Source organism: Janthinobacterium leeuwenhoeki, from assembly GCF_051380795.1.
Taxonomy (GTDB): Bacteria; Pseudomonadota; Gammaproteobacteria; order Burkholderiales; family Burkholderiaceae_D; genus Janthinobacterium.
Genome location: NZ_JBNYXT010000030.1, coordinates 1 through 22,422 on the forward strand (window position 1 = coordinate 1; position 22,422 = coordinate 22,422).

Below are 22,422 nucleotides of genomic sequence, written 5' to 3' on the forward strand. Positions count from 1 at the left end.
CCGGCTTCAAAGCCTGCTGGCGCATCAAACTGCGCACCTTGTAGCGCCCGATGTCGAACCCTGCGCTGGCCATGGCAGTGACCAGTCGGCGGCTTCCGTAGCTCTGATGGCTTGCCATAAACGCGGCCCGCAGATGAACGCTCGCTTTGCACAAAACTGGTTTAGCAGAACGACGCTGCGCCTCGTAAAAGCCAGATCGGCTCACGTCCAGGATGCGACAGCTGTGCTGGACTGGGATGGCCTCCTTTTGCAGCTGGCGAATAAGCGTATGGGTCACTTCATTTCGCGGGCAAAGAAGGCCGAGGCCTTTTTTAAGATGGTGACGTCCTGCCGTAGCTGCTGATTTTCCAGCTCCAGTTGGCGGATTCTTTGCTGCTCGGCAGTGAGCGGCTTGCCGATGCCGGGCTGCCCGTTTTGCTCGGCACTGTACTGCTGCAGCCAGCGACGGATCGCGGTCTGGCCGATGCCCATGCTTTCGCTGACGTTCTGGACGCTCTGGCCCTGCTCATTGATCAGCCGGACCACTTCCAGTTTCAGGCTCGGCTCGAAGGTTCTACGTTTTCTTGTTGTCATGCTTTTTCCTCAGATGGTGGATTTTCCACCTATTGAGGTGTCCGGGCAAATTAGACCACAGCATATATGCATGCTGGCCGACGATACTTTATTCGGATTCAGGATATTCCTGATCCTTGGCGCGATCACTTTACGATGGCGTTACGTGGTTCAGCGTGTCCGGTGCTGGAAGGTGAAGGAGCGTTGGCGTATGTTTGGGATTGGGAGGCATGGATTGAAGGTCGCTGGGCTGGTCGTCCACCTCCAGTTGCCTGAACCAGGATAAGTGGCCTAGCTAGCGGCACAAGATATCTGATTGTTTATTCGTTGCATTCTGAGCGTTTATGCGTGAACAGTCTCGGCCACATCTGTCATCTTGAACGATTTTTTTGCCAAATCGTGGTCTATTTAGGACGTTGTAAGCATGGAAAAGAAATTGGTTTTGTTTTTGGATTTTGATGGTGTTTTGCATCCAGACGCCACCTATCTTGTACGCGGCCGTCCCATCTTGCGTGCTGATGGGCATCTGTTCATGTGGGCCGACCGCCTGGTTGCTTTGATAGCAGACTATCCCGACGTGGACATTGTCCTTTCCACAAGCTGGGTGCGTGATCTGGGCTTCGCACGCGCGCGCGCTTATTTACCCGTGGAACTTCAGCGCCGGGTTGTTGGTGCTACTTGGCACTCAGCCATGGGACGGAATGCCGATGGATTTAAAAAAACCTCAACATGGTGGGATGATGTTAGTCGCTATGAGCAAATCAAACGCTGGGCTGATCGAGCCGAGGTTCATAATTGGATCGCTGTTGATGACCAACCTTCTGGATGGAGGAACCTAGAGTTAAGCAAATTGGTTCAGACCGATGGTGCTACAGGACTTTCTGAAAGTAAGATCGTTGGTGATCTGAATAAACTTCTTCAAGGCTCAACTTTATGATGTACGTGAGGCTATGCCAGGCACGAGCGGGAGTGGCCATTGAGATGGTCGGGAGCGGTGCCATGCCGACGAGAAAAAATGCCGCGCCGAGCGTTGGGTCAGGTGCTCGACTGGGCCAAGTTGCATAAAGCTGAATTGCTGGCAGTTGTGTCAAGACATGCAGAGTCCGAAACTAATTTCCCTTTTGGAGAGAACCATGAAATGGGATGTTGTAGAAGTTAAGGTTGCTGGAGACTTTGCGCTGGCAGTGCGATTTCAGAATGGGCTGGAAGGTGCCGTGAGGTTCTTGCCGAGTTTTTTCGTGGCGTGTTCACGCACTTGAGCAACCTTTCAGAATTCCAGAAAATGCAGATCGTTGACGGCGTAGTGACCTGGCCTGGTGAGCTGGATTTGGCCTCAGATGCGACGTATGCAGCAATCGAACACAGCGGTGAATGGCTGCTCAACTGAGGTTTAGTCGCGCACTTGACCTGACAGTCGCAGGCTTCAAATCGGGTAACTGTCAGATCAAGTCGCGATCACTACCTAAGTGGTAAATTAGAATCCACTCGCAAATTTGAACTGTTGGCCAAGTCCCTTTACTTTCTTGCCGGTCGGATCAAAAAATACATCTATAGATTTCGCGGCAACTAGGTTATTGATCGTCACTGCCCACTTATACATAACGTTCATTGCGGAGCGTTGTGTGAAATCCGAATCAGGTTCGCATCCGATTGTCTGTTTGACTGCATCAAGCGTCATACCTACTGTGATTCGGTTGTATCTGTCTTGGTTGAAATTTTCGGGTCGGCATTTGCTGAGGACGGCTTGGTTTTGAGCACTGGAAGGCATTTGCTCGCCAGTGCTGCGATTTTGCTTATCGGCCATCGATGCTGGTTCGCCTACTTTCACGACCCAGACGCGTCGGGAATCAGCTGAAAAATTCCAATCGTAGCCCATGGCGGTCATGATCGCACCCAAGAAGAAGACGCCGCCACGTTCGATGAAGGTTCGACTTGCAGCGTCGGTCGGAAACGGTGTGGCTGGCGGAATCGGACCCGTGGTTCGTACTTGTCCAGTGTTGGTTCCGGACAGCCCGAAGAATGGCCAAACTGTACGTAAACTTGAGTGGGAAACCTTGCTCAGGTCGGAAGCGCAAACGACGAGATTGTCATAAATCTGCGGCGCGTCTTTATTGGCCCAGTATGTTACTGAGTACGTCAGGCATTGGTTTGGTTTGAACCGACCGATGGTGGCGTCGCCTTCGTTTAGCCAGTTAGGGTAGCTGATGCTGATAGCCGTTTTAGGATAGTCTGGCGGATTGTGGGAATCCGTGACCGGGTACTTTTCGAAAATTTTATAAATTGGAGTGTCCTGTATCCGTTTCCCTCCGTTAGCGGCACTGGCTGCACCGTCTTTTTTTAACATACGCCCAAAGAAACTAGATACTGTATTTGGCGTCCCGGACGCCGCGTCAGTGTTGGATTTCTCAGCCTGCTGCATTGCGTCGCCCATACTCTGGGCCAGGATCGGAGCCGACACGCTGGCAACGAGCATTCCAACTATATAATTTCGCATGATTTTCCAAAAAGTAATCGTTGACACTTGGATCATGCCATTGATTCCGCATGGCAACAAGTTGGAGGCCGGTATGAGTTGATGCTTTGGCTTACTGCCTGCGCTTATGAGGAGGCTAGATGCCCTGTTTTCGCTAGCGAAATTTATAGGTCAACGCGTGCTTTTAGCCAAGCTGTAAAGGCCTGTGTGTAAACATGGATAATTTAGCTTTGAAAGGCTTTAGTATGAAAAATCGTGCCCGCAAGAGGCAACTTGTTATGCGCCGAAAGTCTAGGACTCAGTTTGTGGTGGATACCCTTCGTGGCCTTGCTGAAGCTAAAGAAGGTAAACTTTCTCGTTATTGCTTCAATGAAGAGGATCGTGCGTGGCTAGACATGGTGCCGGTCGGTAGAGAGCGGTTAAGAGAATAGGTGGGGCGTGTGTTACTTGCCAGCTTTGGTGTTAGCGTACCTGAAAAAGGGCGATTTGAGGCCCGCGAGGGCTGGAGCGAAGCGGAACCCTTTTTGCCTTATGGTGGCATGTAGGAGCGTTTTGGCCGGTCGTCCCGGCCAGCGACGATGTCATCCAGTCGTTGTCGGTGGCCAGGTGTAATTTTGTACCTATGTCCCTTGTGTATTGACGCCACGTACTGAGATTACATGTAGTCGGGGAGTTGCCATCGACGGGACTCACAATCCGCTGGCACTTCGAAAAGCCTTCATTTTCCGCAGTCTCAAACCTGAGTATAATATTGTTTATGTGGCACTTATGTCCAAAAAACGGTGTTGTTCAAGCAGTTTTTGTACAGTCTTGATGAAAGTGGGTATGTTGGTGAGTACAAAATAGAATTTTTAGTATATTAGTCAATAAAATCAATGCTATATGCTTTAAATTCCTGTTCAACGTCTAATCCTGGCACCGGCCCCATGCGGGCCTGCAAGGAACCCTGCAAGTCACTGATTTGCAGGGTTTTTTATTGCCCGTTTGTTGGATATCCCGCCTTGCTGTGCCGCCCGTTCCGGCCAGGGCGGTTGCGTCTGTATTGCCTTTTCCTATACAATGAGAATAATTCTCATTTATATTTGTGCGCTGGCGGTTCCGCTGGCCATCGACCACAGGAAGGGTATCGTGAGCACCGCCGAGTTAGCGCTTCAGCAGCAAGTCAGCAGTCTCTACACCGACCACCATCACTGGTTACGTGGCTTGCTGCGCCGTAAACTCGGCAATGCCTTCGATGCGGCCGACCTGGCGCACGATGTGTATTTGCACCTGATGAAGACGGGCAGGGTGCCGCCGGCCGGGGAATCGCGCCGTCACCTGACGCAGATCGCCAACGGCATGGTCATCGACCTGTACCGCCGCCGCCAGATCGAAACGGCCTACCTGGAAGTGCTGGCCCTGGTGCCCGAAGCGCTGGCCCCGTCCGAGGAAGAGCGCGCACTGGTGATCGAGGCGCTGACGGAAATCGACGCGGTGCTGCACCAGTTGCCCGCCAAGGCGCGCAAGGCCTTGCTGCTGTGCAAACTCGATGGCCTGAGCTACCGCGACATCGCCGCCGAATTGCAGGTGTCCGTCTCGTCCGTCGAAAAATACATCGCCGCCGGCTTGCTGGCCTGCTACCAGGCCATGCACGCGCCGGACGCCTGAGCCATGGAGGTGGTGATTGCACCGGCCGTCGTGCAGCAGGCGGCCCAATGGATGGCGCGTCTGTGGTCCGATGACGCCAGCGACGAAGACCGCGCTGCCTGTGCCCGCTGGTGCGCCGCCCATCCGCACCACGCCATCGCCTGGCAGCGTTTGCAAGCATTCGAAGGCAAGCTGCACAGCGTGCCGCGCGACGCGGCCCGGCACGCGCTGCGCGAACCGGCGCCGGCCGCCTACCTGAACCGCCGCCGCGCCCTGAAGCTGCTGGCCGTGCTGCTGCCCGTGGGCGGCATGGCGTACCTGCTGCGCGGCACGGATGCCTGGCAAGTGGCCACGGCCGGGCATAGCACCGCCACGGGCGAGATCCGCCAGATTACCTTGCCTGACGGCACGCGCGTGATGCTCGCTTCCGCTTCCGCCATCGACGTGCGCTTCGACGCCAGCGAGCGCTTGCTGATCTTGCGCAGCGGCGAAATCCTCGTCACCACGGCGCACGATCCCGATCCGGCGCAGCGGCCTTTCCGCGTGCAGGGCCGCCATGGCACGCTGCAGGCGCTGGGCACGCGTTTTAGCTTGCGGCAAGACGAATACACGTCGCGCGTGGCTGTCTTCGAGGGCGCCGTCGAGATACGCCTCGCGCACGCGCCCGGTCACGCCGTGGGCATCGCCACGGGCTACAGTGCCATCTTCTCGGCAGACATCGTGCAATCGGCCGGCCCCGTACCGGCCAGCGCGGCGTCCTGGATCAAGGGCGTGCTGGTGGCCGACAACATGCGCCTGGACGAGCTGCTTGCGGAACTGGCCCGCTATCGCCCCGGCCTGCTGCGCTGCGACCCGGCCGTGGCCAGCTTGAGCGTCAACGGCGTCTTTTCCCTGCGCGACACGGACCGCGCGCTGCATAACCTGGCGCTGGCCTTGCCCGTGCAAATCCTGGCGCGCACGCGTTACTGGGTGACAGTTCAAGCCAAACCCCAGGCTGCTGCCTGATAATTTCGCACGCGCGATTGAGGGTTTTGCATTCTCGTTCGGGATATAGGGTAAGAGCCACCCTTATCCATTGACCTTATGCGCGTTTTTTTACGTTTTTTCCATGACTAGCCCAAGCCGCCAAGCCGGCCCGATCAGCCGGATACTGCACCCCATCCGCGCACGCCTGATCGCCGCCGCCGTGCTGGCCGGCACGGGTTCCATGCTCACCCTGGTGCCGCTGGCGGGCATCGCGCAGCTCGCGAAAATCGCCCTGGCCCCTGCGCCGGCGCACGGCGATGTGTGGCAGATCATCATCGCTAGCGTCGCCTGTCTGTTCCTCGGCATGGCGCTGATCTCGCTGGGCGAACTGGCCGCGCACCTGGCCGACAACCGCCTCACCCATCAATTGCGCCTGCAAGCCATGCAGCGCCTGGGGCAAGTGCCGCTGGGCTGGTTCACCAGCCGCGCTTCGGGCGAGGTCAAGCAGGCGATGCAGGATGACATCAATACCCTGCACAGCCTCACAGCACACTTCTACACGACGACGGGACGCGCCGTGGGCGCCATCGCCATCTCCGTCATGTATCTGTTCGCCATGGACTGGCGCCTGGCCCTCATCGCCATCCTGCCATTTCCCGGCTTTTTCCTGTTCTTCGGCCGCGCCATGAAGGCCAGCGGGAGCAACATGGAGCAATTCGTCGCCGGCATGGGGCGCATCAACAATGCCGTGGTGGAGTTCGTCAACGGCATTCCCGTGGTCAAGGCCTTCGGCGCCACGGGCCGCGCGCACGGCAGCTACCGCGCTGCCGTCGACGCTTTTGCCGAAGCGTTTGCTGCATTCACGCGCCCCCTGGTTGGCTCGATGGCGAATGCCAATGCGCTGATCGCACCCGTGGCCGTGCTGGGCGTGGTCATGATTGCCGGCACCGTGTTCGTGGCCCTGGACTGGATGGCGCCCGTGGAAATCCTGCCGTTCGTCCTGGTGGCGCCCGGTATTTCCGCACCGATGCTGCTGCTGCATTACCTGACGCATGACCTCAATAACGCCACGGGCGCCGCCCGGCGCGTGCAAGCCTTGCTCGACACGCCCGTGCTGGCGCAGCCGGCGCCAGGCCAGCAGCAGTTGCCAGATGGCACCGAGATCCGCATGGAAGGTGTGGGCTATGCCTACGATGGCAAGAACAAGGTGCTGTCGGACATCACGCTGACTTTGCGTCCTGGCACGGTGACGGCCATCGTTGGCGCCTCCGGTTCCGGCAAGTCGACCCTGGCGCGCTTGCTGCTGCGCTTTTTCGACCCGACCGAAGGGCGCATCACGCTCGGCGGCGTCGACCTGCGGCTCATCGCCACGCCCGAGTTGTACCGGCGCATCGGCTTCGTGCTGCAGGAAGTGCGGCTGATCCACGCCAGCGTGCGCGAGAACATCGCGCTGGGCCGGCCGTCGGCCAGCGCAGACGAGATCGAAGCGGCGGCGCGCCTGGCGAACATCCATGAGCGCCTCCTGGCCTTGCCACGTGGCTACGATTCCGTCATCGGCGAGGATGCGCAGCTGTCCGGCGGCGAGCTGCAGCGCGTGAGCATTGCCCGCGCCGTCCTGCTCGACCCGACCGTACTGGTGCTCGATGAAGCCACGGCGGCGGCCGATGCGGAAAACGAAGTGGCAATCCAGGATGCGCTGTCGCGCTTTGCCCGGGGCCGCACCCTGCTGGTGATCGCGCACCGGCTCGACACCATCATGCACGCCGAGCAGATCATCGTCGTCGAGAACGGCGCCATCGTCGAGCAGGGCAGCCATGCCGGCTTGCTCGCAGACAAGGGCCGCTACGCGCAACTGTGGGCGCTGGGCGCTTATCAGGATATCCAGGAAGAGGCGACCTCGTGATGCTGAAGACTTTCATACACTTGCTGGGCGATGATGCGCCCGTCTTCCGCCGCTACTGTGCCATGGCCGTCGCATATGGTGTGCTCAGCGGGCTGACGATGACCGCGCTGGTGCTGGCCCTGGGCCGCTTGCTGGCCGGCGAAACGGGCGGGGCAGCCCTGTGGCTGCTGGTGCTGCTGGCCGGGCTGGTCGCTTGCTGGGGGTGGCGGCGCCAGGTGGAAAAGGCGGGTGTGCGCGTGGGCGTGACGGTGTTGCAAGGGGCGCGCCAGCGCCTGGGCGACCATGTGGCGCGCCTGCCCGTCGGCTGGTTCACGCCGGAGAATACGGCGAAGCTGGGTCACGTCATCACGCAGGGCATGCTGAATGTGGCCCAGTTGCCGGCCCACGTGCTGACGCCCGTGATTTGCGGCGCCGTCACGCCCGTGGTGTTCGTGGCCGCGCTGTTCGTGCTGCACTGGCCACTGGGTCTCATTGCGCTGCTGGCGCTGCCCCTCCTGGCGGGCGCCTTGCGGCTCACCGCGCACCTGGGCCAGCGCGCCGATGACGCCTATCACCGGCATTTTGCCCAGACCAGCCAGCGCCTGGTGGAGTTTGCACAAGCGCAATCCGTCTTGCGCGCTTTCAATGGCGACGGCGGTGGTGGCGGCACGCGTTTCCTGCAGCAAGCCATCGACGAGCAGCGCCACGCCGGCTCGCGGCTGATCTATCTGTCGGCCTTGTCATCTGTGCTCAACGCCTGGGCCGTGCAAGCCATCTTTGCCACCTTGCTGGCCGCTGCCGCGCTGTGGCTGCAGAGCCTGCTGGGTGCGGTATCCTCTGCGGGCGACGCTGTTTCTGTCATCGTAACCTTGCTGTTGGTGGTGCGCTTTGTCGATCCCTTGCAGGAAGTGGCCAGCTATGGCGAAGTGCTGCGCGGCGCGCGCGGCCCGCTGGATGCTGCGCGCGAGATTTTCGCCGTGCAGCCCTTGCCGGAAGCACACACGCCGCAGGCGCCGCGCGATGGTTCCGTTGAGCTGCGCGGCGTGGCTTTTCGCTATGCGCAGGACCGGCCCGACGTATTGACGGATATCAATCTGCGCTGTGCGCCGGGCAGCATGACGGCGCTGATCGGTGCCTCCGGCTCCGGCAAGACGACCCTGGTGCGTCTGATTGCGCGCTTCTTTGACGCCAGTGCAGGCACGGTGCTGGTGGGCGGCGTCGATGTGCGCGACATGTCCAGCGAGCAATTGGCCGGCCAGATCAGCCAGATATTCCAGGACAGTTATCTGTTTCAGGGCAGCATCGCCGACAACATCCGTCTCGGCAAGCCCGGCGCCACCGATGCCGAAGTGCTGGACGCGGCGCGCCAGGCGGGCGTAGCCGAGATCATCGCCCGCTTGCCGCAGGGGCTCGACACGCCCGTGGGCGAGGGCGGCACCCGCCTGTCCGGCGGCGAGCGCCAGCGTATCGCCATCGCCCGCGCACTGATCAAGGATGCGACTATCCTGCTGGTCGATGAAGCGACGGCTGCGCTTGACGCGGAAAACCAGGCTGCCATCGCCGAAGCGCTGGCGCGGCTGCGCGGCAAGCGCACGGTGATCGTCATCGCCCACCAGTTGTCGACGGTGGCCATGGCCGACCAGATCGTCGTGCTCGATGGCGGCACGATCTTCGAGCAGGGCGCACCAGCTACCTTGAGCGCACAGGGCGGCCTGTATGCCCATTTCCTGGCCCAGCGCCAGGCAGCCAAGGGCTGGCGCATCGCCTGCGCCGCGCCTCAGCAATGAACGGGATGATGATTTGACACGCGCGAGTCTGCTGTGCCTGTTCTTCCTGCTGTGCTGCGCGTCCTTGCTGGTCGGTGCCAGGCACATCGCCTGGACGCAACTGTTTGCGCTGTCCGACGCCCTGTCCGGCGATACCTGGCTGACCCTCACGGCCAGCCGGCTGCCGCGCCTGGTGGCGCTGGTACTGACGGGCGTGGGCCTGTCCGTGTGCGGCGTCATCCTGCAGCACATCGTGCGCAACAAGTTCGTCGAACCGGCCACCTCGGGCGGCCTCGATGCGGCCAAGCTGGGCATCCTCGTTGCGCTGACCGTGGCGCCCGCAGCGGGCACGGCGGGCAAGATGGCGTTCGCGCTGGCTTTCTGTTTTGCCGCCAGCTTGCTGTATGTGGGCTTGATCCGCCGCATCCGCTTCAAGAACACGATACTCGTGCCCGTCATCGGCCTCGTGTATGGCGGCGTGCTCAGCGCCGTGGCCGAGTTTTATGCCTACCGCAACAACATGTTGCAAAGCATGCAGGGCTGGCTGCTGGGCGATTTTTCGCGCATCGTGCAGGGCAACTATGAAATCATTTATCTGGTCCTGCCCATCGTTGCACTCACGTACTTGTACGCGCAGCGTTTTACCGTGCTGGGCATGGGCGAGGGCATGGCCACCAGCCTGGGCTTGAACTATGCGGGCACGGTGGCGCTGGGCCTGATGCTGGTGGCCGTCACGGTGGCGGCCACGGTCATCACGGTGGGGGCCATCCCGTTTGTCGGGCTTGCCATCCCGAACCTGGTGGCGCTGCGCCATGGCGACAACCTGGGCCGCACCTTGCCCATCGTCGCCCTGTGCGGCGCCTCGCTGCTGCTGGCCTGCGACATTGCCGGGCGATTGCTGATTTACCCGTTCGAAGTGCCGATCGGCCTGACGGCTGGCGGCGTGGGCGGCCTGCTGTTCCTCGCGCTGATCGTCCGGGGGCGGCGATGAGGCGGATAGTCAAGCTGCGGACGCTGTGGCTGACCGTTGTTTGTCTTGCGCTGGCCTTCCTCTTCCTCGGCGCCAACCTCGACTTTGATTACGTCATTCCCAAACGATTGTCTCGCCTGGCCGCCATCATCATCGGCGGCGTCTGCGTGGCCGTGTCATCCATCGTTTTCCAGACCATCGCCGGCAACCGGATATTGACGCCCGCCGTCATGGGCTACGAAGCCGTGTACCTGCTGCTGCAATCGCTGCTGATCCTCGCGATGGGCATGCACAGCGTGGTGCTGCTGGGGCAGAACGGCAATTTTGTCGTCTCGATGGCGCTGATGCTGGTGTATTCCTGGGCCATCCACTATTGGTTGTTTCGTGATGGCAAGAACAACGTGTATTTCCTGTTGCTGCTGGGATTCGTGCTGACGATGGTGATCGGCACGTTCACCCAGTTCATCCAGTTGCGCATCAGCCCGGGCGAGTTTGCCATTTTGCAAGGATTCAGCCAGGCCTCGTTCAACAAGGCGCAGCCCGCACAATTGCTGACCTCGGCCCTGCTGGTGGGCGCCGCTTGCGCTGCCGTGGTGAAAACCTTGCCCGCGCTCGACGTGCTGGCGCTGGGACGCGAGCAGGCCATCTCGCTCGGTATCGATTACCGGCGCATGGTGCAGTGGCAGCTGGCGCTGATCGCCGTGCTGGTGGCGGTGTCGACCAGCTTGCTGGGGCCCACGGCCTTCATGGGTATCTTTGTGGCGAACACGACGTATGCCCTGGCCCGCACGGCGTGCCACAGGGTCACCTTGCCCCTGGGCTGCGCCATCGCCATCGCCATCTTCCTCGTCGCCCAGCTGCTGGTCGAGCACGTTTTCAACTACTGGACCACGGTTGGCATCCTCGTCAACCTGGTGTGTGGCGCATATTTCCTCGCGCTCATGGTCCGCACCCGAGGCACAACATGATCCACGTCAACCATATCGAAAAAAGCTATGGCGCGAAGCGCGTGCTGGACAATGTCAGCGCGCAGTTTCCCAAGGGCAAAGTGACGTCCTTGATCGGCCCGAATGGCGCCGGCAAGACCACCTTGCTGATGCTCATCGCGCGCCTGCAGGAAGCGAATGGCGGCGAGATTGCAATTGCCGGGCGCAGCATCGCGGACATCAAGATCCAGGACTATGCGCGACTGGTGGCCACCCTGCGCCAGTCGCCCGATTTTCATTTGCGCCTGACGGTGGAAGAGCTGGTCGCCTTTGGTCGCTTCCCCTACAGCCGAGGCACCTTGACGCCGCAAGACCGGCAAGCCATCGATGACGCCATCGCCTTTTTGTCGCTGGAGCATTTGCGTCTGGCGTATGTCGATGAGCTGAGCGGCGGCCAGCGCCAGATGGCCTTCCTGGCCATGACGATTGCCCAGCAGACAGATATTTTGCTGCTTGACGAGCCGCTCAACAACCTCGACATGAAGCACGCCGTGCAGATCATGCGCGCGCTGCGGCGCCTGTGCGACGAGCAGGGCCGCACCGTGATCCTGGTGATCCACGACATCAATTTCGCCGCCAATTATTCGGACCACATCGTCGCCATGCAGGGCGGCGCCGTGCGCTTTTCCGGCCCTGCGTACGAGGTCGTTACCGAGGCACGCTTGCACGCGCTGTACGACATCGATTTTCACATCGTGCGCAATGAACGCGGCTGCGTCTGCAACTACTTTACCCCCACAGGAGCTTGAGATGATCTGGAACACATCGCGTTGCGCGCTGGCCGTGCTGCTCGCCGCCATGGCCGCCTTGCAAGGCTGCACCGACAAGGCGGCCACGGCGCCGCCAGCACCTGCCGCTGCAACTTCACAGCAGGCATTTGCTCCCATCACCATCGTGCATAAATTGGGCACGACGGTGATCAAACAGCGTCCGCAGAGGGTGGCCGTGCTGGACATGAACGAAGTCGATTTCCTCGACCAGCTGGGCGTGCCCGTGGCCGGCATGGTGAAGGATTATGTGCCGCATTTCCTCACCCGCTACAAGGATGACCCGGACATCCGCGACCTGGGCGCCATCGTGCAGCCCAATCTCGAGCACATCCACGCGCTCCAGCCCGACCTGGTGCTGATGACGTCGATCCAGGCCAACCACTACCAGGAGCTGAGCCAGATCGCCCCCACCTTGCACTTCGACGTGGATTACCAGAGCAGCAAGGGCGGGCACATCGAGGTGGTCAAGCAACACTTGCTGACACTGGGGCGTATCTTTGGCAAGGAAGACCTTGCTCGCCAGAAAGCCGCCGAGCTCGATGCGACGGTGGCGGACGCGCGCAAGGTGACGCAAGACCGTCCCGAGAGGGCGCTGATCGTGCTGCACAACAACGGTGCCTTCAGCGCGTTTGGCGTGCAGTCGCGCTACGGCTTCGTCTTCGACGCGCTGGGCGTCAAACCGGCCAGCTCGGCCGTCGAGGCGGGCTTGCATGGGCAGCCCATTTCCAGCGAGTTCATCCAGCAAGCCAATCCCGACATCATCTACGTACTCGACCGCACGGCCGTGATGGAACACCGTCCCGTCATGAGGGCCGAACAGATGGCCAATCCGCTCTTGCGCCAGACTCATGCCTGGAAGAACGGCCGTGTCATTTTCGTCGATGCCGATGCCTGGTACATCACGGCGGCCAGCGTGACGTCGCTGAAACTGGTGATCGACGACGTGCTCAAGGGCTATCGGAACTGATGTGCCTGAAAATGAGAATTGATTCTCATTTTGATTGAGGGTTTTACCTTTTCGTTCGGGAGATAGGGTGAGAACAAGCAACCTTCCCATCTGAAAAGGATTTTATTATGGCGAAACGCCACATTTCATCGAGCGTCCAGGCAAGCGGACGTCACCCGGTCTTCACCCTGAGCCGCATCGCGGGCGCCGTGCAACTGCTGCTCATCACCAGTCTGGGCGTGGGGGCGCTGAGCGTGGCTGCCCCGTCGGCCTTTGCGCAAGCAGCGCAGGCCCGGCAAGCGTTCAGCGTGCCGGCCGGTACACTGGGCCTGGCGCTCAACACTTTTGCTGCCGAAGCGGGCATCGAGCTGACGGTCGAGGCTAGCCTGCTGCAAGGCAAGAAGAGCGCCGGCCTGTCCGGCAGCTACAGCGTGCCCGAAGGCTTTAACGAATTGCTGCGCGGACACGGCCTACAGGCCGTGCGCGAGGGCAATGGCAGCTACACGGTGCGCCGCGAGCCGGCGCACAGCGCCGCGGCAGAGGCGGCCGCAACGCTGCCAGCCGTGACGGTCTGGGGCAAAGGCAACACTGTGACCGATGCCTATGCTGGCGGGCAAGTGGCTTCCGGCGGGCGCGTCGGCTTTTTGGGCGACAAGGATTTCATGGAAACCCCGTTCAACACCATCAGCTATACGGATAAATTCATCGAAGACCGCCAAGCGCGCGATATCACCGATGTGATCTCGGCCACCGATCCCACCGTCTTCAGCAGCGGCATGACGGGCATCATCGGCGAGAATTACGCGATACGCGGTTTCAGTTCCGGCACCAGCGACGTCGCGTTTGGCGGGCTGTTCGGCGTTACGCCCGTGTACCGCACCTCGCCCGACATGTTCGAGCGCATCGAAGTGCTGAAAGGTCCGTCGGCCTTGCTCAACGGCATGCCACCGGGTGGTTCGGTGGGTGGCAGCATCAATCTGGTGCCCAAGCGCGCAGGCGATGCGCCGCTGTCGCGCGTGACGGCGTCGTATATGTCGGATGCGCAATGGGGCGGGCATATTGATCTTGGGCGGCGTTTTGGTGAAAACAAGCAATTCGGCATCCGTATCAACGGCGTCTACCGCGACGGCGATGGCGCGATCGACCATCAGAAAAAGATGACCCAGCTCGCGTCCGTGGGACTGGACTGGCGCGGCGTTGGCGCGCGCCTGTCTGCCGACCTGTACAGCAGCGAAGACCGCGCGCGGGGCTTGAACCGGGGCGTCAACCTAGTCGCCGGCCTGCCCGTGCCGCGTCCGCCGAAAGCGGAGACCTTGCTCAATCCAAGCTGGGCCTTCTATGACACGAAGGACAAGGGCGCCATGTTGCGCGGCGAATATGATGTGAACGAACAAATGATGGCGTATGCCGCCATCGGCGCCAGCAAGGCCGACTACCAGTCGACGGGCGCCTACCTGATCCAGGTGTTCAATACGGCCGGCGATTACCGCACCAATCTGGCCGACCTGGGTTTTAAGCTGGAAAAACAATCGGCGGAAGTGGGCGTCAAGGGCAAGTTCCGCACAGCAAACATCAGTCATCAATGGGCGGCCAACGCAACGTATTACCACCACACGGACCAGCAGTTCGGCCGCCGCAATGTGCTGGACAAGGACTGGATCACGAATATCTACCGTCCTGTATGGGGACCGGCCACGCGCTTTGACGCACCGCAAATTTCCAAGACGGAACTGCGCCTGGCCAGTGTCGGGCTGGTCGATACCCTGTCGTTTGCGCAGGATCAAGTGCAGCTGACGGTGGGCCTGCGGCGCCAGGAAGTGCTCAACGACAGCTTCAACGTGAAGACGGGCGCGCGCACCTCCCGCTATGACGCCGCTGCCACGACGCCGGCCGTCGCCCTGCTGGTCAAAGCCGCCAGGAGCGTTGCGCTGTACGCCAACTACATCGAGGGCTTGAGCCAGGGTGCGACGGCCCCCATGACGGCGGCCAACGCGGGCGAAGTGTTTGCCCCGTACAAATCCAAGCAGATGGAGGCCGGCGTGAAGGTCGACCTGGGAGAATTTGCCCATACGCTCAGCGTGTACGAAATCAAGCGCCCCAGCAGCTATGTCGACCCGGTCAGCAATGTCTTTTCCTTTGGCGGCGAGCAGCGCAACCGCGGCGTCGACTGGGGCTTTTTCGGCTCGCCCGTGCGCGACGTGCGCCTGATGGGCGGGATCGCCTATGTGGACCCGACTCTGGCCAGGACGAATAATGGCGTCAACCAGGGCAAGCAGGCGGCCGGCGTGCCCAAGCTGCAGGCCAAGCTGGGCGTGGAGTGGGATGCGCCGCCTGTGCCGGGGCTGACCCTGACGGCGAACGCGACGGCGGCATCGAAGCAATACATCAATGAAGACAATTCATTGTCGGTACCGGGCCGCAGCGTATTTGACCTGGGTGGGCGTTACGCCACCCGTGTCGCCGGCCGGCCGTTGACCGTGCGCGCCAGCGTGAGCAACGTGGGCAACAAGGCATATTGGGCGTTGCCGCAATGGACCAGCCTGGGGTTGGGCGCGCCGCGCACCTTCATGCTGTCGGCCACGACGGATTTTTAAGCCGGCTAGTCATCCGGGCCGCGCGCCAGGCTATCCGAACGTTGCCATGTCCACATCAGACCGATGCCGGCCGAGGTGCCGCTGTTTTGGCGCAGCAGGGGGCTGGCGCGGTTGACAGCGCCTGCGTAGTTGTCGTAGCGCAAAAATGCAAAGGCGCGCCAGTCCCGCTGCAGCCGGTACGAACCGCCCAGGCCCAGGCGTGTGAGCATCAGTCCGCTCTTCGCCGCATATGATGGGCGCTGACCGGTGGCAAACGCGGGGCTGACGCCATAAAAATAATCGTTGATGGCGACATTGCCCAGCACGGCGCCCAGGCTGGCATCGACATGCCACGCCTGCTGTTCGCCTTGCAGCGCATACACGAGGCGTGGCTCGAACGTGGCGCCCTGGCGGTGCAGGCCGCCGCGCGCTTCGATGACGGCGCGCAAGGGCAGCTCCAGGCCCAGACGGCTGTGTTGCGTCGGCTCGGCCAGCTTGATTTTCAGGCGCGGGCCAAATTCCACCAGGGTGCCCAGATCCGGCATGCCGCGCCGGGCCGGCACGTCGCTGGACCTGGCAGGCAAGGACAGGGCAAAGCCGATATCGACATCGAATCGCTCCGTGTCGAGCAGGCGCGCGCCCACGCCGGAGCGGTCGGCGCGTAATACTTTGCCACGGTAAATCAGATAGGGCAGGGCCAGGCTGCGCGTCGAGCGTTCGCTGGCGCCGGGATAGGCGGGCGTGACGGCTGTGCCGCCAAACACGCCCGCTTCCCATAATGGCAGCGGTGGTTCGATGGCGCGCGCCGGTGCCATGGCGGCGAAGACGGCGGAGGCGGCCAGCAAGGTGCGTGCGAGGTTTATCGAGGAACTCCGCAAGGCTTGCCCACCGGCAGCGATTCGAACTCAGCAACGAAGGCCATCAGCCCCCTCCTGTGCCAGCCCAGTTCATCGCGCACGGCTTCCGCTTCCGCCCTCTTGCCTTGACGTTCATACTGGTCGATCAGCGCCCTGTAGCTGAAGGCGCTCGATTGTTTGCTGCGCTTTGCCAGCGCGATGGCTGCGCGGAAATGAAATTCGGCCGCGTCGTAGCGGCAGGCCGCGCTGGCGGCGCGTCCCGCCTGGTGATGCAGCCGCTCCTGCCAAGCGAGGTCGCCACGGCCCAGTTCTACATTTTCGACGGCTGCCTCGTAGCTGCGCATGGCTTGCGTCCAGTCGCCCTGGCTGGCCGCTTCCCGCGCGAACTGTTCTTGCTGCGCCGCCGTGCGCAGTTCGATCTGCGTGGAGCAGGCGTTGAGCGCCAATAAGACTAGCGGCAGGATGAGGCAAGAGCGGAGGGGGGGCAATGTGGGCATGGCGCTACTGTAGCGCATGCGCATGCGCGGGCGCGCACGTTTGCGCGCTACGCATGAAATGGATATTCCCCGGGCATGGATGACATATAATTTGCACACGACTTTGTTATTTTTGACAGTACACCTCACGGGAGCACTATGTTTTCACGCAAATTCCAATCTTGTGCACAGCTGATGCTGGCTACCTTGCTGATGGGCTTTATCGCCGCCTCACCGGCGCGCGCCCAGCAAGCGGCCGTCAAATTGCCGAACGTGGTGATCCTGGCCACGGGTGGCACCATCGCCGGCAGCGGCGCCGACAGCACTACCACCGTCGGCTACACCTCGGCCACCGTGGGCGTCGAGCGCCTGATCGCGGCCGTACCGGAACTGAAAAAAGTGGCGAATGTGAAAGGCGAGCAAGTGTTCCAGATCGCCAGCGAAAGCATGGGCAATAGCCACTGGCTGGCCCTGGCCAAGCGCATCAACGTGCTGCTGGCTTCGAACGATGTCGATGGCGTGGTCGTCACGCACGGCACCGACACCATCGAGGAAACGGCGTATTTCCTGAACCTGACCGTGAAAAGCCACAAACCGGTCGTGGTCGTGGGCGCCATGCGTCCGTCGACGGCCATCTCGGCTGACGGCCCCATCAACCTGTACAACGCCGTGATGCTGGCTGGCAGCAAGGAAGCCGTGGGCAAGGGCGTGTTGGTGGCCTTGAACGACCAGATCAACGCCGCGCGCGAAGTCACCAAAACCAACACCTCGACCACCGACACCTTCAAGTCGCCGGAACTGGGCATGCTGGGCTACATCCAGGGCAGCAAGGCCTTTTTCTACCGTCAGTCGACGCGCAAGCACACCTTGGAAGCGGAATTTGACATCAGCAAGCTCGATGCCCTGCCGCAAGTCGATATCGTGTATGGCTACGCCAACATGAACCGTGTCGGCATGGACGCCTTCATTGCCGCTGGCGCCAAGGGCATCATCCATGCGGGCGTGGGCGATGGCAGCGTGGCCGCGCAAATGAAGCCGGCCTTGGTGGAAGCACGCCAGAAGGGCGTGCTGATCGTGCGTTCGAGCCGCGTAGGCCAGGGCATCGTGGCGCGCAATGGCGAAGCCAACGACGACGAACTCGACAGTGTCGTATCCGACACCCTGAACCCGCAAAAAGCCCGCATCCTGCTGATGCTGGCCTTGACCAAAACGAACAGCACGCAAGAAATCCAGCGTATTTTCTACACGTATTGATCACTGGCGCGCCAGGCCAGCCTCATTGGCTGAGTATAAGTAGGGCGTAATAAATTATTGTGATTTCTGACTTCCATAACCGGCGCTCTGCGGTGTTGCCCGCTGCTAGCAGTGCTCGCACTGCGTCGCAGCGGGCAACACCGCAGAGCATCTGGTTCTGTTTGTCATAACTTCACAATAATTTCCCACGACCTACTTGGCTGATTTACGCTTGCCCGCTTTGCTGCCATACTTAGCTTGTGAATAATTTCTTGGCGGAAGCAGCAATACTGTTCCTTTTCCCCTGTCCATGGCTATCCTGTCCGACATCATTCTGTATCCGATCAAATCGTGTGCCGGCATTCATTTGCGCGAGGCCGTCCTGACGCGTTCAGGGCTGATGAGCGAGCACGTGTTCGACCGCGAATGGATGGTGGTGGACGCGCAAGGGCGCTTCCTGACCCAGCGCGAACATCCGCGCATGGCGCTGATCGTGCCGCGCATCAAGGCCACCACCCTGGAATTGCGCGCGCCGGGCATGCTGCGCCTGGAAATCGAGCTGGGCTTGCCGCATCCGCAACACTCGCCCATGCTGGAGGTGCAAGTGTGGGACGATAACGTGCGCGCCTACGATTGCGACGAAGTCACGGCCACCTGGTTCAGTCAGGCCATCGGCGTGCCGTGCCGCCTGGCGCGCTTTCATCCGGACGTGGTGCGCGCCACCAGCACAGCATGGACGAATGGGACGGACGGCGTGGCCGCCTCGACCATGTTTGCCGATGGCTACCCCCTGCTGATCGCCGGCAGTGCCTCGCTAGCCGATGTCAATGATAAACTTCGTGCCGCCGGCCGCGAGGCGCTGCCGATGAACCGTTTCCGCCCCAACCTCGTCATCGGCGACATCGGCGCCTTCGAGGAAGACTACGCCGCGTTCCTGCAATTCGGCGCGACGACCTTGAAACCCGTCAAGCCGTGTTCGCGCTGCCCGATCCCGTCGGTGGACCAGGCCACGGGCGTGCCCGGCCCGGACCCGCTCGACGTCATGCATGGCTATCGCGCCAAGCCCGAGCTTGACGGCGCCATCTGCTTCGGCATGAACGCCATCGTCACCGAAGGCGGCGATGAGCGTATCGTGGTGGGGCAGGACATCGGTTTCGAATTGGCATTTTAAGCATGGCGCCCGCACACAAGGGTTTAAGGTTTCTATGAATCAAGCAATACCGCCGGACCCGCGCATTGCCAGCCTCGAAGCCGAAAACCAGGCCTTGCGCGCGCGCATGGCTTTCCTGCTGGAACAGGTCGAGCGCAATCACGACATCATGTGCCGCCACCAGGCGTTCGACCTGGAAATTGTCGGCGCGTCCACGTTTCCCGAACTGATCGGCACTATCTTCCGCACCCTGCCCGTGATTTCCGACCTCGACGGCGTCACCCTGAGTCTGCTCGACGAGGATGACGATATCGTGCTGGTGATGGAAAAGCTGGGCGTCGATTTCAGCGCCTTTCCGCAGTTGCTCTTCGTGCATGCCGTGGCGGAGCTGGGTTTTGCCGCACCAAAACCCGTGGCCGAGGGGGACGCGCCCTTGCCGCCGTTGCCGCTGTTGGGCGCGTTTGATGCTGCCGTGCATGGCCCGCGTTTTCCGCAGATCGACGCCCTGCGCAGCGTGGCGCTGGTGCCCTTGCTACGCAACAAGCGCCTGATTGGCAGCCTGAACCTGGCCAGCAGCGACGTGACGCGTTTTACGCCCGCGCTGGGCACGGATTTCATCAAGCACATGGCGTCCATCATCGCCATTTGCCTGGAAAACGTGATCAGCAATGAAATGCTGAAATACATCGGTTTGACCGATTCCTTGACGGGCGTCTACAACCGCCGCTATATCGACCGCCGGCTGCTGGAAGAAATCGCCCGCGCGCGGCGTCAGAATTATTGCATTTCATGCATGTATATCGATATCGACCATTTTAAATTGGTCAATGACACGCATGGACATCAGGGCGGCGATGAAGTGTTGCGCGAAGTGGCCACGCGCATCCGCACGGAATTGCGCCGCTCCGACGCGCTGGGCCGCTTCGGCGGCGAGGAGTTCGTCGTGCTGCTGATCGACGCCGACCTCGACAGCGCGACCTTCGTTGCCGAACGCATCCGCGCCAGTATCGCCGGCACCATGTTCGACTTGCCGGGCAGCGCGCAGGCGTGGGTCAGCGTATCGATCGGCGTGGCCAGCCTGGAAGCGGACGCGGCCCTGCTACCGATTGAAACGGTGGCGCAACAATTGGTGGCGCACGCCGACCAGGCTCTGTACCAGGCCAAGGCCGATGGCCGCAACAAGGTCATCAGCTGGCAGGCGCAGGCCGAATAGTTATTTTATGAGCAATGCTTCTGCTTTGGCCACGGCGTCGGCCGTGCCGCGCAGCACCACCACGTCACCGCTGGCCAGCTGCGTCTCGGGGGTGACATCGAGGCGCTCGCGGCCGCGGCGGATGGCCGTAACAAACGCGCCGCAGCCGGCCACGTCGATCGTGCTCAAGGGCAGCCCCACGCAATGCGCGCCCTCGTTGACGGTGACCGTATGCAAACGTTCCAGCTCGGCATCGTCGCCCGCGTCGCTGGAACCGTGGAAATAGCCGCGCAGGGACGCATAGCGTTCCTCGCGCGCCGCTTGCACCCGGTGCACCACGCGGCGCAGGGGCACACCCATCATGATCAGTGCATGCGAAGCGAGCATCAGGCTGCCTTCCATCAATTCCGGCACCACTTCGGCCGCGCCCGCCTTCTTCAACTGGTCGAGATCGGTATCGTCGTGGCTGCGCACGATGACGGGCAAGGTCGGTGCCATTTCTTTGAGCAAATGCAATAACTTCAGTGCCGAGGGCGTATTCGCATACGTGATCACCACGGCGCTGGCCCGGTAGATGCCGGCCGCCACCAGGCTTTCGCGCCGGCCCGCGTCGCCATACGAGACGTGGGCGCCGGCCAGTTGGGCTTCCTGCACCCGTTCCGGGTCCAGGTCCAGCGCGTGGTATTCGATCTTTTCTTCCGTCAACAGGGTGGCCAGGCTTTGCCCGCTGCGCCCGAAGCCGGCGATCAGCACGTGTTTCTGCGAGGCCATGGTGCGCGTGGCGATCTTGGTGAGCGCCAGCGATTGCATCATCCAGTCGTTGGCCGCCAGTTTCATGACGATGGCGTCGGACTTGGCGATGAGGAAGGGCGCCACCAGCATCGACAGCACCATGGCCGCCAGCACCACTTGCACGACGAACGGGTCCATCAGCTTGATGCCGCCGGCCAGGTTCAGCAGCACGAAGCCGAACTCGCCCGCCTGCGCCAGTCCCAGTCCCGTGCGCAAGGCCACGCCGTTGCTGGATCCGAACAGCCGGGCCAGGCCCGCGATCAGGGCGAATTTCAGCAGCACGGGGCCGCACAGCAGCAGCAGGACCAGCCACCAGTTCTCAAACACCACGCGGATATTGAGCAGCATGCCGACGGTGATGAAGAACAGGCCCAGCAGCACGTCGCGGAAGGGCTTGATATCCTCTTCCACCTGATGCTTGAATTCTGTCTCGGAAATGAGCATGCCGGCAACAAAAGCTCCCAGGGCCAGCGACAGCCCCGCCCGTTCCGTGATCCAGGCCGCCCCCAGGGTAATTAACAGCAGGTTGAGCATGAACAATTCTTGCGAGCGGCGCTTGGCGACGATGGTGAACCAGCCGCGTACCAGTTTCTGGCCGATGAACAAGAGCAAAATGAGGACGACCAGGGCCTTGCCGCCGGCCCAGGCCAGGGTTTCGGCCAGGTTGTCCGAATCGCGCGTGAGGGCGGGAATCAGGATCAGCAGGGGCACCACGGCCAGATCTTGGAACAGCAAAATACCGATGATCTTGCGGCCGTGTTCGCTTTCCAGTTCCAGCCGCTCCGTGAGCATTTTCGAGACGATGGCCGTCGACGACATGGCCAGCGCGCCGCCCAGGGCGAACGCGGCTTGCCAGCTCAGGTGGATGTAGGCGGACAGGTAGTGTCCGACAAGCCAGCCGAAGACGACGGTGGCGATGATGGTGGTGACCACCTGCGCCATGCCAAGGCCGAAGACGATGCGCCGCATGGCGAGGAATTTGGGCAGAGAAAATTCGAGCCCGATGGAAAACATCAGGAAGACGACGCCGAACTCGGCCAGGGTGTGGCTGGCCTCGTTCTCCGCTGCCAGGCCCAGCGCGTGGGGGCCGATGACGATGCCAACGGCCAGGTAGCCCAGCATGGGCGGCAAATGCAACATTCTGAAAGCGACAACGCCCAGCACGGCGCTGCCAAGTAACATCAGGGTCAGTTCAAGCGAGGAAAACATGGG

The 22,422-nt window shown here is 61.4% G+C and carries 20 protein-coding genes; 14 read left to right on the top strand and 6 right to left on the bottom strand.

All coding sequences use genetic code 11. From position 1 onward, the window contains the following. Positions 1 to 277 (bottom strand): IS3 family transposase (locus ACQ4WS_RS19735; protein WP_436478759.1); only part of this gene is annotated, 277 nt, incomplete at its 3' end. Continuing rightward, entirely contained in the window at positions 274 to 573 is a 300-nt protein-coding gene (locus tag ACQ4WS_RS19740; protein ID WP_010402186.1) for an IS3 family transposase, read from the bottom strand. The genes ACQ4WS_RS19740 and ACQ4WS_RS19735, both read right to left, overlap by 4 nt. Before the next feature lie 403 nt (positions 574 to 976). Between ACQ4WS_RS19740 and ACQ4WS_RS19745 the strand changes: the two genes are divergently transcribed. Then, positions 977 to 1,489, top strand: a complete 513-nt coding sequence (locus ACQ4WS_RS19745) for an HAD domain-containing protein (RefSeq protein ID WP_070345884.1) — start codon at positions 977 to 979, stop codon at positions 1,487 to 1,489. Between the two features lie 537 nt (positions 1,490 to 2,026). On the opposite strand, the gene ACQ4WS_RS19750 is transcribed toward ACQ4WS_RS19745, so the two are convergent. Next, a complete protein-coding gene (locus ACQ4WS_RS19750; protein WP_070345883.1) occupies positions 2,027 to 3,082 on the bottom strand; it encodes a hypothetical protein in 1,056 nt (351 codons plus the stop codon). A 158-nt stretch (positions 3,083 to 3,240) separates the two neighbouring features. Between ACQ4WS_RS19750 and ACQ4WS_RS19755 the strand changes: the two genes are divergently transcribed. The 10 genes from ACQ4WS_RS19755 (at position 3,241) to ACQ4WS_RS19800 (ending at position 15,531) form a co-directional block, all read left to right on the top strand. Next, positions 3,241 to 3,456 carry a hypothetical protein gene (locus ACQ4WS_RS19755; protein WP_128089107.1) on the top strand — a complete coding sequence of 72 codons (216 nt, stop codon included), beginning with the start codon at positions 3,241 to 3,243 and terminating at the stop codon, positions 3,454 to 3,456. A gap of 697 nt (positions 3,457 to 4,153) precedes the next feature. After that, complete coding sequence (locus tag ACQ4WS_RS19760) at positions 4,154 to 4,672, top strand: sigma-70 family RNA polymerase sigma factor (RefSeq protein WP_436478760.1); 519 nt, start codon at positions 4,154 to 4,156, stop codon at positions 4,670 to 4,672. Between the two features lie 3 nt (positions 4,673 to 4,675). Then, positions 4,676 to 5,656 carry a FecR domain-containing protein gene (locus ACQ4WS_RS19765; protein WP_436478761.1) on the top strand — a complete coding sequence of 327 codons (981 nt, stop codon included), beginning with the start codon at positions 4,676 to 4,678 and terminating at the stop codon, positions 5,654 to 5,656. Positions 5,657 to 5,759: 103 nt separating this feature from the next. Then, a complete protein-coding gene (locus ACQ4WS_RS19770; RefSeq protein WP_436478762.1) occupies positions 5,760 to 7,520 on the top strand; it encodes an ABC transporter ATP-binding protein in 1,761 nt (586 codons plus the stop codon). Then, positions 7,520 to 9,286, top strand: a complete 1,767-nt coding sequence (locus ACQ4WS_RS19775; RefSeq protein WP_436478763.1) for an ABC transporter ATP-binding protein — start codon at positions 7,520 to 7,522, stop codon at positions 9,284 to 9,286. Before ACQ4WS_RS19770 ends, ACQ4WS_RS19775 begins: the two co-directional genes overlap by 1 nt. A gap of 13 nt (positions 9,287 to 9,299) precedes the next feature. Then, a complete protein-coding gene (locus tag ACQ4WS_RS19780; protein WP_436478764.1) occupies positions 9,300 to 10,256 on the top strand; it encodes an ABC transporter permease in 957 nt (318 codons plus the stop codon). Beyond that, the gene (locus ACQ4WS_RS19785; protein WP_436478765.1) at positions 10,253 to 11,203 is read left to right on the top strand and encodes an iron chelate uptake ABC transporter family permease subunit; all 951 of its coding nucleotides are present in this window, start codon (positions 10,253 to 10,255) and stop codon (positions 11,201 to 11,203) included. The genes ACQ4WS_RS19780 and ACQ4WS_RS19785 overlap by 4 nt, the downstream gene beginning before the upstream one ends. Further along, positions 11,200 to 11,970: an iron ABC transporter ATP-binding protein gene (locus ACQ4WS_RS19790; RefSeq protein WP_436478766.1), complete on the top strand. Its 771-nt coding sequence runs from the start codon at positions 11,200 to 11,202 to the stop codon at positions 11,968 to 11,970. Before ACQ4WS_RS19785 ends, ACQ4WS_RS19790 begins: the two co-directional genes overlap by 4 nt. A gap of 1 nt (position 11,971) precedes the next feature. Next, positions 11,972 to 12,958, top strand: coding sequence for a siderophore ABC transporter substrate-binding protein (locus tag ACQ4WS_RS19795; protein ID WP_436478767.1), 987 nt, complete (start codon positions 11,972 to 11,974; stop codon positions 12,956 to 12,958). 107 nt (positions 12,959 to 13,065) lie between these two features. Beyond that, entirely contained in the window at positions 13,066 to 15,531 is a 2,466-nt protein-coding gene (locus tag ACQ4WS_RS19800) for a TonB-dependent siderophore receptor (RefSeq protein ID WP_436478768.1), read from the top strand. Positions 15,532 to 15,536: 5 nt separating this feature from the next. On the opposite strand, the gene ACQ4WS_RS19805 is transcribed toward ACQ4WS_RS19800, so the two are convergent. Both ACQ4WS_RS19805 and ACQ4WS_RS19810 read right to left on the bottom strand, forming a co-directional pair. Further along, the gene (locus tag ACQ4WS_RS19805) at positions 15,537 to 16,355 is read right to left on the bottom strand and encodes a MipA/OmpV family protein (protein ID WP_436478769.1); all 819 of its coding nucleotides are present in this window, start codon (positions 16,353 to 16,355) and stop codon (positions 15,537 to 15,539) included. A 14-nt stretch (positions 16,356 to 16,369) separates the two neighbouring features. Then, entirely contained in the window at positions 16,370 to 16,864 is a 495-nt protein-coding gene (locus ACQ4WS_RS19810; RefSeq protein WP_436478770.1) for a hypothetical protein, read from the bottom strand. Positions 16,865 to 17,002: 138 nt separating this feature from the next. Here ACQ4WS_RS19810 and ACQ4WS_RS19815 point away from each other — a divergent pair, with 138 nt between their 5' ends. The 3 genes from ACQ4WS_RS19815 to ACQ4WS_RS19825 all read left to right on the top strand — a co-directional run bounded on the left by ACQ4WS_RS19815 (position 17,003) and on the right by ACQ4WS_RS19825 (position 20,439). Beyond that, entirely contained in the window at positions 17,003 to 18,097 is a 1,095-nt protein-coding gene (locus ACQ4WS_RS19815; protein ID WP_436478771.1) for a type II asparaginase, read from the top strand. A gap of 289 nt (positions 18,098 to 18,386) precedes the next feature. Then, the gene (locus ACQ4WS_RS19820) at positions 18,387 to 19,247 is read left to right on the top strand and encodes an MOSC domain-containing protein (protein ID WP_436478772.1); all 861 of its coding nucleotides are present in this window, start codon (positions 18,387 to 18,389) and stop codon (positions 19,245 to 19,247) included. A 34-nt stretch (positions 19,248 to 19,281) separates the two neighbouring features. Then, on the top strand, positions 19,282 to 20,439 hold the full coding sequence (locus ACQ4WS_RS19825; RefSeq protein WP_436478773.1) for a GGDEF domain-containing protein: 1,158 nt from the start codon (positions 19,282 to 19,284) through the stop codon (positions 20,437 to 20,439). On the opposite strand, the gene ACQ4WS_RS19830 is transcribed toward ACQ4WS_RS19825, so the two are convergent. After that, the gene (locus ACQ4WS_RS19830; RefSeq protein ID WP_436478774.1) at positions 20,440 to 22,419 is read right to left on the bottom strand and encodes a cation:proton antiporter domain-containing protein; all 1,980 of its coding nucleotides are present in this window, start codon (positions 22,417 to 22,419) and stop codon (positions 20,440 to 20,442) included. Between the last annotated feature and the right edge of the window lie 3 nt (positions 22,420 to 22,422).

Coding starts and splice junctions, on each gene's coding strand:
- ACQ4WS_RS19810 (WP_436478770.1), bottom strand. CDS start 16,864: ATGCCCACATTGCCCCCCCTCCGCTCTTGCCTCATCCTGCCGCTAGTC.
- ACQ4WS_RS19785 (WP_436478765.1), top strand. CDS start 10,253: ATGAGGCGGATAGTCAAGCTGCGGACGCTGTGGCTGACCGTTGTTTGT.
- ACQ4WS_RS19790 (WP_436478766.1), top strand. CDS start 11,200: ATGATCCACGTCAACCATATCGAAAAAAGCTATGGCGCGAAGCGCGTG.
- ACQ4WS_RS19745 (WP_070345884.1), top strand. CDS start 977: ATGGAAAAGAAATTGGTTTTGTTTTTGGATTTTGATGGTGTTTTGCAT.
- ACQ4WS_RS19740 (WP_010402186.1), bottom strand. CDS start 573: ATGACAACAAGAAAACGTAGAACCTTCGAGCCGAGCCTGAAACTGGAA.
- ACQ4WS_RS19825 (WP_436478773.1), top strand. CDS start 19,282: ATGAATCAAGCAATACCGCCGGACCCGCGCATTGCCAGCCTCGAAGCC.
- ACQ4WS_RS19765 (WP_436478761.1), top strand. CDS start 4,676: ATGGAGGTGGTGATTGCACCGGCCGTCGTGCAGCAGGCGGCCCAATGG.
- ACQ4WS_RS19755 (WP_128089107.1), top strand. CDS start 3,241: ATGGATAATTTAGCTTTGAAAGGCTTTAGTATGAAAAATCGTGCCCGC.
- ACQ4WS_RS19750 (WP_070345883.1), bottom strand. CDS start 3,082: ATGATCCAAGTGTCAACGATTACTTTTTGGAAAATCATGCGAAATTAT.
- ACQ4WS_RS19820 (WP_436478772.1), top strand. CDS start 18,387: ATGGCTATCCTGTCCGACATCATTCTGTATCCGATCAAATCGTGTGCC.
- ACQ4WS_RS19770 (WP_436478762.1), top strand. CDS start 5,760: ATGACTAGCCCAAGCCGCCAAGCCGGCCCGATCAGCCGGATACTGCAC.
- ACQ4WS_RS19830 (WP_436478774.1), bottom strand. CDS start 22,419: ATGTTTTCCTCGCTTGAACTGACCCTGATGTTACTTGGCAGCGCCGTG.
- ACQ4WS_RS19775 (WP_436478763.1), top strand. CDS start 7,520: ATGCTGAAGACTTTCATACACTTGCTGGGCGATGATGCGCCCGTCTTC.
- ACQ4WS_RS19800 (WP_436478768.1), top strand. CDS start 13,066: ATGGCGAAACGCCACATTTCATCGAGCGTCCAGGCAAGCGGACGTCAC.
- ACQ4WS_RS19795 (WP_436478767.1), top strand. CDS start 11,972: ATGATCTGGAACACATCGCGTTGCGCGCTGGCCGTGCTGCTCGCCGCC.
- ACQ4WS_RS19815 (WP_436478771.1), top strand. CDS start 17,003: ATGTTTTCACGCAAATTCCAATCTTGTGCACAGCTGATGCTGGCTACC.